This is a genomic window from Halanaerobium salsuginis, assembly GCF_900114545.1.
Lineage (GTDB): Bacteria > Bacillota > Halanaerobiia > Halanaerobiales > Halanaerobiaceae > Halanaerobium > Halanaerobium salsuginis.
On the sequence record NZ_FOTI01000034.1, the window covers coordinates 22,699 to 32,172 of the forward strand.

Below are 9,474 nucleotides of genomic sequence, written 5' to 3' on the forward strand. Positions count from 1 at the left end.
AGGTGAGATAAGATGTTCAACTTAATAAAAAAATTTTTACCAGGATTATTTTCTAAACAAAAAAGAAGTGTGCTAATTGGAGGATTAATGGTATTACTACTATTTGTGGTTGCTGTTATTGCTCCCTTAATTGCTCCTTATGATCCTTTTCAGCAGGATTTAATCAACAGTTTTTCCCCTCCAGATGCAGCGCATTTTTTTGGCACAGATCAATTTGGGCGTGATATTTTTTCACGTATTTTATATGGAGTTAGAATTAGTGTTTTAGAAATATTTTTAGCTGTTGGTTTATCGATCTTAATGGGAGTACCGCTTGGTTTAGTAGCTGGTTTTTTTGGTGGTAAAGTTGATCAAATTATTATGTGGTTTTTAGATATAATATTCTCTTTCCCGGGGATTTTATTGGCAATATTGATTGTTAGTGTTCTTGGTACATCATTATTTAATATGCTAATTGCTATTGCAATTTTTTCTGTACCAGTTTACGGTAGATTAACTAGAAATTTAACTTTATCTTTAAAACAACAGGATTATGTGCTGGCTGCTCGAGCTTTAGGAGCCAGTAAATTTCGGCTGATGTTTAAACATATTTTGATAAATAGCCTGGCTCCTTTATTAGTACAGGTTACTTTAACAGCGGGAGGAGTTATTTTAAGTGCATCTTCACTTAGTTTTCTTGGGCTGGGAGTTCAGCCGCCAACTCCTGAATGGGGCAGTATGATTGGATCAGGCAGAAGTTTTATTGGGATGGCTTCTCATATTTCCTTATTTCCTGGTCTGGCAATTACTTATACTGTTCTTGCATTTAATATTTTAGGGGATGGCTTACGAGATTGGCTTGATCCTAAATTGAAAAATAGAAGCTAATCATAAAAAAATTTAAAGAAAAAATTTAATTAATAATAGATTTAGTAAACTTAAGCTTGTAATTTAAGCCAAGATATTTAAAGATAATTTAATGTAATATAGGGGTGTTGAAAATGAAGATATTAGTTGCTTTAATTCATCATGAATCTAATTCGTTTAATCCAGAACCAACCACAGAAAAAGACTTTAAAATTTATCAAGCAGATGATATTTTAATTAACAAAGCAAACTATTATAATTCTAGCTTGACTGGTATTATTGATACTTTAACTAAATATGACTATGAGATAGTACCAACTGTTGTTGCTCTGCCAACTTCTGAGGGAGGTCTGGTTAGCAATGATTGTTATCAATATATTAAAGAAATTTATCAAAATGAACTTAAAAAACAGACTGATATAGCTGGTGTTTGTCTAGCTTTACATGGTTCAATGACTACTGAAGCAAAACTTGATGTTGAAGGTGATATTCTTGCTTTGACTAAACAACAGCTTGGTAAAAAAGTTCCAATTACAGTTGCTCTTGATATGCATGCTATGGTAAGTAGTCAGATGATAGAAAATGCAGATGCTATTGTAAGCTATCGTACAGCACCACATATTGATAAGATTGAAACTGGAGTTAAAGCAGCTGAACTCCTACATAAGATTTTAGCAGATAAAGTAGAATTAAAGATGGCTGCTGTTAAGATTCCTTATTTAGTTTCAGGAGAAAAATCTGAAAGTGCCAAGTATCCTATGAATGAACTGCTGGCTGCTGCAGAGAAAATTGAAAAAGAACCTGGAATTATTTCTACTTCTTATTGTCTTGGATTTCCCTGGACTGATCTCGACTTTAATCATGCAGCTGCATTAGTTATTACAGCTGCTGATCAAAAGCTGGCTCAAGAAAAAAGCTTGCAATTAGCTGAATTATTCTGGCAGAAAAGGAATGAATTTAATTTTACTACCCCAGCTTATAGTTTTGCAGAGGCGGTTCGCCTTGGAAAAATGGCAGCCGGGCCAGTTTTTATTATTGACTCTGGCGATAATCCGGGAGCTGGCAGCAGCCAGCACTTTATTGATCCTTTATATCATTTAATTGATAATCAAGAAAGTAATATTTTGTATGCTTCTTTTTGTGATCCAGCGGCGGTGGCAAAACTAGATAAAGTTAGAGCTGGTGAGAAAACAATGCTGCACTTAGGTGAAGAATTTGCGGATTTTCCAGATAGAAAAAATGATTTTGAAATAGAAGTTATTAATAAAAACAATTATCAAGGAGTTAATTCTATCTGGATTAGGCTAGCTGGAATTGATTTAGTTATTGCTGATCAAAAAGTAGTTATGTTAGATCCAGATTATTTACTAAGCCTGAAAATCAAGCTGAATAATTATCAGCTAGTTATTTTAAAAAGCGGCTATCTTGCGCCAGCATATCAGCCTTATGCTAAATCAGTTTTATTAGCGATAACACCTGGCTATACTTATCAAGATTTAGAAAAGCTGAATTATCACGCAGTCGAACACCCAATTTTTCCTCTTGATAAAGAATTTACAGTTAAGTGGCAGTTATTGTAGTTAGCTTAATTATGGTTTAACTAGCTAACTATTTGGCTTAGATTTAGCATTAATATTTAGTAAATTTAGCTGTTTACTTAAATTTTAAATTTAAGAGGAGGGTAAATAAATGATTAAGATAGAGATTTGCTGTGCTTCAGCAGCTGATGCTCTGGCAGCAAAAAAGGGGGAAGCAGATAGAATAGAACTTAATTCTGCAATTGAATTAGGTGGTTTAACCCCCAGTTTGGCTCAAATTGAAATGACCAAAAAATTAGTTGAATTACCAGTTTTAGTTATGATTAGACCACGCAGCTATGGATTTTGTTATTCTAAATTAGAATTTAAAATGATGCAACGTGATGCCAGTTTAGCTCTTGCAGCAGGAGCTGATGGAATTGTATTTGGCATTTTAACTCCTGATGGACAGATTGATTTAAGTAGAAATAAAATTATGGCAGATATAGCTGGTGAGAAAGAGGCTGTTTTTCACCGTGCTTTTGATGTTGTTGCTAATCCCTGGCAGGCAATTGATCAGCTGGCAAGTTTAAATATTGATCGCATTTTAACTAGTGCTCAACAACCTAAAGTTAATAATAATCTTAGTTTAGCAAAAAAAATAGTTGATTATGCAGCAGGAAAACTAGAGATTGTTTTAGCAGGTGGGATTAGATCTCATAATGCTGCTGAAATAATTCAGTCTACTGGCTGCAGTCAGATTCATTTAACTGCTTTTAGCTCAAACTATGATGCTTCTCTTCAGCATAAACCAGAAGGTCTAAATTTTAATAGCAAAAAATTATTGGCCGAATCAGAATATGGGGCAATAGATCCAGAAAAAGTTAAAGTGATATCTGAACTAATAAAGTGAGATTAAGATTTTGCCAATTGCTAACTTGCAAAAAGATAGCGGATCTGGTAGGCTAATTTCAGGAGTTGATAATTATGCAAGCAGAAATTTATCATCTTTTTCATAGTAGTGTAGCAATTAAAATAGCTAAGAGTTTATTTATCTTTGATTATTTTAAAGATCAATTTGCTGAAACTTCAGCAGCTAAGTCTGCTTTAGAAAATGGTTTGATTCGAGAAACTACTTTTTCTGAGGTAGAAAAGGCTTATGTTTTTGTTTCACATAGTCATCATGATCATTATAATCCAGTTATTTTTGATTGGGAAGATTATGATGTAGAAATTGAATATATTATGGCAGCTGAAGTCAATCCCGCTGCTGAATATAGAGCAAAAGCCAATCTTTATTTAATGGAAAAAGATAATGAACTGGAATTAGATAATCTGAAAATCAATACTTATGGTAGTACAGATAAGGGCGTCTCTTTTTTAGTTAATCTGCCTGAATTGAGTATTTTTCATGCTGGTGATCTCAATTGGTGGAAGTGGAAGCGTTTTAGCGAAAAAGTTCAAGAAAAAGAAGAACGAGACTATAAAAAAGAAATAAAAAAACTGTTGAAACATAAAATTGATTTAGCTTTTGTGCCAGTTGATCCCCGACTAGAAGAATATTACTATCTAGCTGGTGAGTATTTTATTGATCAGCTTAAACCAGCCGTTTTTGTACCAATTCATTTTGCGGATAATTATGATATTAGTAAATTTTTTGCTGAAAAGATGGCTCAAGCTAAAACTAAAGTAGCTGTTATTAACGAAAGAGGTCAGAAAATAAACTTTAACAAATAATTATTTTAATTAAGCATATAGTATAACTATTCTTATTAAGACCAGTTATCAAACTGGTCTTAATATTATATAGTTTTATTTCTTAAAATTCTTTATTTTGGAATTTTTAATAATTAATAATAATAATTAGGATAACTCTAATTTAAAACGATAATCAATTGGTCGGGAAAAGAAGACTATTTTAATTTAGAAAGATAAGTAATTTTTTTAACATTGCAGTTGATTTTTTTAATACACTAGTAATTAAAGCAGCTGAAAAAAGCAACCAGGAAAATTAATATTTAAAGAGAAGCAAATAACTAAGGGATAAATTCAAACTATGCTATTAGTTATAATTAAATAAATTTAAATTGGAGGAGTTTGTATGAAAATTGATCAGTTATTAACTGAGTTAACTATTGCAGAAAAAATAAGCTTGTTATCTGGTGCTGATTTCTGGCATACAGAAGCCATTGAGCGCCTTGCTATCCCAGCTTTGACGTTAACTGATGGACCACATGGAGTTAGATTGGCAGAAGGTGGTGATCTTGAGGGATCTCAACCTGCTACTTCCTTTCCAATTGAAGCACTGGCTGCTGCTAGCTGGAATAAAGGCTTAATAAGCAAAATGGGAAAAGCTATTGCTAGAGAATGTTATCATTATGGTGTTAATGTTCTCCTTGGACCAGGAGTTAACGGAAAGCGTTCACCTCTGGGAGGCAGGAATTTTGAGTATTATTCTGAGGATCCTTATCTAACTGCAGAACTGGGAACGGCCTTTGTAAAAGGAGTGCAAAGCCAGGGGATAGGAACCTCAGTTAAACATTTTGTAGCTAATGAACAGGAAACAAACCGGATGGTAGTTAGCTCAGAAGTTTCGGAACGTGCTTTGCGGGAAATTTATTTTTATCCATTTGAAATGATAGTTAAAAAAGCAGAACCATGGACAGTAATGTGTTCTTATAATAAGGTTAATGGTTGTTATATGTCAGAAAATAACGATTATCTAACTAAAGTTTTAAAAGAAGAATGGAATTTTAAAGGATTAATTATGTCTGACTGGGGAGCAGTTGCTGATAAAGTTTCTTCTCTGCAGGGAGGACTTGATCTTGAAATGCCCGGGCCAGGAAAAGCTGATCAGCAGGCACTTGCTGCTTATCAGAAAGGTGAATTAACTTTAGAAATAATTGACCAACGGGTTCGTAAAGTCCTGGAACTAATAGCTAAATCTGCTGCAGAAAAGCAGCAGCTTAACTGTGATTTTGAGGAGAATCATAAACTAGCTCAACAAATTGCTGAGGAAGGAATAGTACTTTTAAAAAATGAAGCTGAAATACTGCCTCTGCAGACAAGCGATAAAATAGCCGTTATTGGAAAATTTGCTGAAGAACCACGTTTTCAAGGAGGGGGAAGTTCTCATATGACCCCCTATAAATTGGAGAATCCTTTAACTGCAATTAAAAGAATTGCTGAAGTAAAATATGCTCAAGGTTATCAGGAAACAGGAATAGATAAAGATCTTTTAGCAGCTGCAGTTAAAGTAGCAGAACAGGCTGAAAAGGTAATTTTATTTGTAGGCACAACTGAAATGATTGAAAGTGAAGGCTATGATAGAAAGGATATTGAACTACCAACTAATCAGCTTAAATTAATTAAAGAGGTTGCCCGAGTAAATCAAAACCTAGTTTTAGTTAATTATAGTGGAGCCGCAGTTAATTTAACAAAAATTGATTCTAAACTTAAAGCAGTTCTGCAGGCCTGGCTACCTGGACAGGCAGGAGCGGCTGCTGTAGCTAATATATTATTTGGTCAAGTTAATCCCTCTGGAAAATTATCAGAAACCTTTCCGTTAAATTATAAGCATAACCCCTCTTATCTTAATTTTCCCGGAAATATAAATAGTGTTGAGTATAAAGAGGGAATCTTTGTTGGATATCGTTATTATGATAGTAAAGAATTACCTGTTAAATACCCCTTTGGCTATGGGCTGTCTTATACAAAATTTGAATATAAAAATCTTGAATTATCTCATAGCAAATTAAAAAATGGCCAGGATTTAAAAGTTGCAGTTGAAATTAAAAATATTGGTGAGCGGACTGGTAAAGAAATTGTTCAGCTCTATCTCCAGGATCAGGTTTCAACAGTAAAACGACCCAGCAAGGAATTAAAAGCTTTTGCTAAAGTAAATTTAAAACCTGGTGAAAGTAAAGTGGTAACTTTAACTTTAGTTGAGAGAGATTTCGCATTTTACTCCGAAAAGTTAAATGATTTTGCTGTCGAATCAGGTAAATTTACTATTTTAGTTGGTGCTTCTAGTCGAGATATTAGATTAACTTCTGAAGTGGAATTTGATTCAGAGTCTGATTTACAGGAAAAACTAACTGTTAAGCATAGTATAGAAAGATTTTTAAATGATCAGCGTACAGGAGCTGTAATGAAGAATATCTTACAGCAAATGGGAGTTGATAATAAAGCAGCTATTTATCCAATTATTTTAGGTATGCCGCTGCAAAATTTAGCTATGTTTGAATTTGCTCCGGATGATCTTACAGAAATTTATCATCAGCTAGGAATAGAAGAATAGTATTACTTTTCTAACGTTATGAAGCTAAAACACAGAAATATCTCAGACACTTTATATTAATGTAGCAGATGACTTATCAGCATCAGATTTAGTTTTTAAATATTATCAAAAATTAATTCATTTACGAAAAAAATATCAAGTTTTTATTGATGGAAAATATAAACTATTATTGAAAGATGATGAAAATATTTATGAATATTTAAGAATTATAATTTATTAGTTTTGCTTAATTTTAGTAATCAAAATCAAGAATATGATTCAACTGATTTTAAAATAATATTTTGTTCAGAATTAAGGCCATATGAAGCAAGAATTTATATTTGTAAAAATTTTTAGAAAGCTATTGACAAAGAATAAAGAGAGTGATATTCTATTAATAGAATATTTGAATACGTATACAAAAAATATATAACATAAATATAAGAAGTATAATAATCATAATAAATTAAGATAAGAGCTCTTATAATGCTAGTTTAATCAAGCATAAAGTAAGAGCTTTTTATAATCATTATTTGTATACGTATTCATTAAATACATTTTATTCAAAGGATGTGATATAATAGATAATAAAAATAAACAGAGGTGTTTGTAATGGCAACTATGGAAGAAATAGCAGAGAAGGCTGGAGTATCACAGGCGACAGTTTCTAGAGTTATTAATGGTTACCAGGGTGTTAGCGAAAAAAAGAAAAAATTAGTTATGGATTGGGCAAGAAAATTAGATTATCAACTTAATATGACTGCTCAAAGTTTAAAAAATAATAAATCTTACTTGATTGGTCTGATTATTAGTGATATATCAAATCCATATTTTGCAGAAATAGTACATGCTGTAGAAAAAGAAGCTACTCGGAATGGGTACAATATTATTATTTGTAATACTGAAAGTAATATTCAACGCGAAAAAGAAGCAATTAATAGTTTAAGAAGTAGACAGGTGGAAGGTATCTTGCTTGTTCCAGCTAATAAAAATGCTGCCCATTTGAGATCATTGCAACAAAAAAATCTACCGGTAGTAGTAATAACTCAGTTTTCCAAATTATTTACTTCAGTTGCAGTTGATCATGTTAAAGGTAGTGAATTAATTATTAAACATCTAGTTGATTTAGGTCATACTAAAATAGGTTATATAGGCCCTGATAAGTATTCTGGTTGTAAAGAAGATAAATTTGAAGGTTTTAAAAAAGGAATTAAAAATTCAAATTTAAACTTAGATTCAGATTATATAATCAAAACAGCAGGAGGTTTGCCAGAGTTAAGCTCACAAGATGTTTTTAAAAAAGTAACATCTTTTTTAAAAACATCTGATAAAAAAATAGCTACTGCATATTTTGCTTATAATGATTTAGCTGCTTTTGAAGCTATTAAAGCTTTTGAAGATTTTGGCTATGAAGTTCCCTTGGATATTGCAATTGCAGGTTTTGACAATACTTCTCTTTCCAAGATAAATAGACCTAGTTTAACAACTATATCTCAACCTATCAAAACTATTGGTCATTTAGCTTTTGAAATTCTATTAGAGAAAATATCTAAATCTGAATCAGACACAGAAAGCATAGTTTTAAGTCCAAGTTTAATCATTAGAGATTCAACTTTAATGTATGAGAAAATAAATAAATAAATTTATTTTTAAAACTATTATTTTCATTCAAAGGGAGGAAAAATATTGATTTCTAAAAAAATTAAAGTTATATCTTATTTTATTATAATTTCTTTGTGTTGTTTATTTTTAATCAATATTATTAATTTCAAGGTACTAGCCGCGGACAAAAAAGAATTAGAGTTTTTTCTGCTGGGAGGGCAAGATGAAATAAATGCTCAAAAAGAAATAGTAAAAATGTTTGAAGAAGATAACCCTGATATAAAAATTCGGACAACTTGGGTTCCACCAGATAATTATTATGATAAGTTAAAAGTAAGAATTGCTAGTGGTAATTCTCCTGATTTAATGAGAATTGTTATTGAACAATATCAAGATTTAGCTGATAAAGGAACATTTCTTGACCTTAAACCATATATAGAACAAGATAGAAAAAATAATGAAGATTTTTCTAAACAATATGAAGATTATTTTAATATCTTAATTGATGCTCTTAAGTATAAAGATGGAATATTTGGTCTGCCAAGTGATTGGAATAATGCCGTAATTTTCTATAATAAAGATCTTTTTGATACGGCTGGAATTGACTATCCAAAATCAGATTGGACTTATAAAGAGTTTTTAGATGTAGCCAAAAAATTAACTAAAGATTTAAATAATGATGGTAGAACTGATCAATATGGTTATTTAGTTACGGGCGATTGGTTTGACTGTATTGCTCCTTGGATTTTTACTTTTGATGGTAATATTTTAAATAAAGATTGGACAAAATCTACAATTAATTCAGCAAATTCTACTCAAGCTATAAGCTTTATTAATGATTTAGTTAATAAATATCAGGTTTCTCCTCCTCCAGCTGGGTAACGTCAAGTATTTTGTGTAAATAAATTAATATCGTTCTTCAAATAGTTGAATTAGTTTATCTCTAGCAGCTAAAAATCCCTTTAGTCTTCGTTCTGACCACTTAGAATTATAGTCTAAGATTTTAAGATATAGTATTTTTTCTGCTGCCTTTTCATTTGGTAAACTATTCATTGTTTTAAGTCTTTTTCTGATTTCTTTATTGGCTCTTTCAATCCAGTTAGTTGTATAAATTGATTTTTGAATACTATCTGGATATTTGTAAAAAGTAAAGAGTTCATCTTTATCTTCAAACCAGCTTTGAGCTAAGCGGGGGTAGATTCTATCCCACTTTGAACTGAAATCATTTAA

8 protein-coding genes are annotated in these 9,474 nt (G+C 31.5%); 7 read left to right on the forward strand and 1 reads right to left on the reverse strand.

From position 1 onward, the window contains the following. Positions 1–12: 12 nt before the first annotated feature. From BMZ74_RS10525 to BMZ74_RS10555, 7 genes are all read left to right on the forward strand, one after another. Complete coding sequence (locus BMZ74_RS10525) at positions 13–867, forward strand: ABC transporter permease (RefSeq protein WP_089862190.1); 855 nt, start codon at positions 13–15, stop codon at positions 865–867. A 113-nt stretch (positions 868–980) separates the two neighbouring features. After that, a complete protein-coding gene (locus BMZ74_RS10530; protein ID WP_089862191.1) occupies positions 981–2,426 on the forward strand; it encodes a M81 family metallopeptidase in 1,446 nt (481 codons plus the stop codon). A gap of 109 nt (positions 2,427–2,535) precedes the next feature. Further along, positions 2,536–3,276: a copper homeostasis protein CutC gene (locus tag BMZ74_RS10535; protein WP_089862192.1), complete on the forward strand. Its 741-nt coding sequence runs from the start codon at positions 2,536–2,538 to the stop codon at positions 3,274–3,276. Positions 3,277–3,350: 74 nt separating this feature from the next. Further along, positions 3,351–4,100: an MBL fold metallo-hydrolase gene (locus BMZ74_RS10540; RefSeq protein ID WP_089862193.1), complete on the forward strand. Its 750-nt coding sequence runs from the start codon at positions 3,351–3,353 to the stop codon at positions 4,098–4,100. 364 nt (positions 4,101–4,464) lie between these two features. Further along, positions 4,465–6,663: a glycoside hydrolase family 3 C-terminal domain-containing protein gene (locus tag BMZ74_RS10545; protein ID WP_089862194.1), complete on the forward strand. Its 2,199-nt coding sequence runs from the start codon at positions 4,465–4,467 to the stop codon at positions 6,661–6,663. Positions 6,664–7,254: 591 nt separating this feature from the next. After that, positions 7,255–8,283, forward strand: a complete 1,029-nt coding sequence (locus BMZ74_RS10550) for a LacI family DNA-binding transcriptional regulator (protein WP_089862195.1) — start codon at positions 7,255–7,257, stop codon at positions 8,281–8,283. Positions 8,284–8,328: 45 nt separating this feature from the next. After that, positions 8,329–9,126: an extracellular solute-binding protein gene (locus BMZ74_RS10555; RefSeq protein WP_089862196.1), complete on the forward strand. Its 798-nt coding sequence runs from the start codon at positions 8,329–8,331 to the stop codon at positions 9,124–9,126. 24 nt (positions 9,127–9,150) lie between these two features. On the opposite strand, the gene BMZ74_RS10560 is transcribed toward BMZ74_RS10555, so the two are convergent. Beyond that, on the reverse strand, positions 9,151–9,474 hold a 324-nt coding region (locus tag BMZ74_RS10560; RefSeq protein ID WP_143070156.1), incomplete at its 5' end, for a transposase.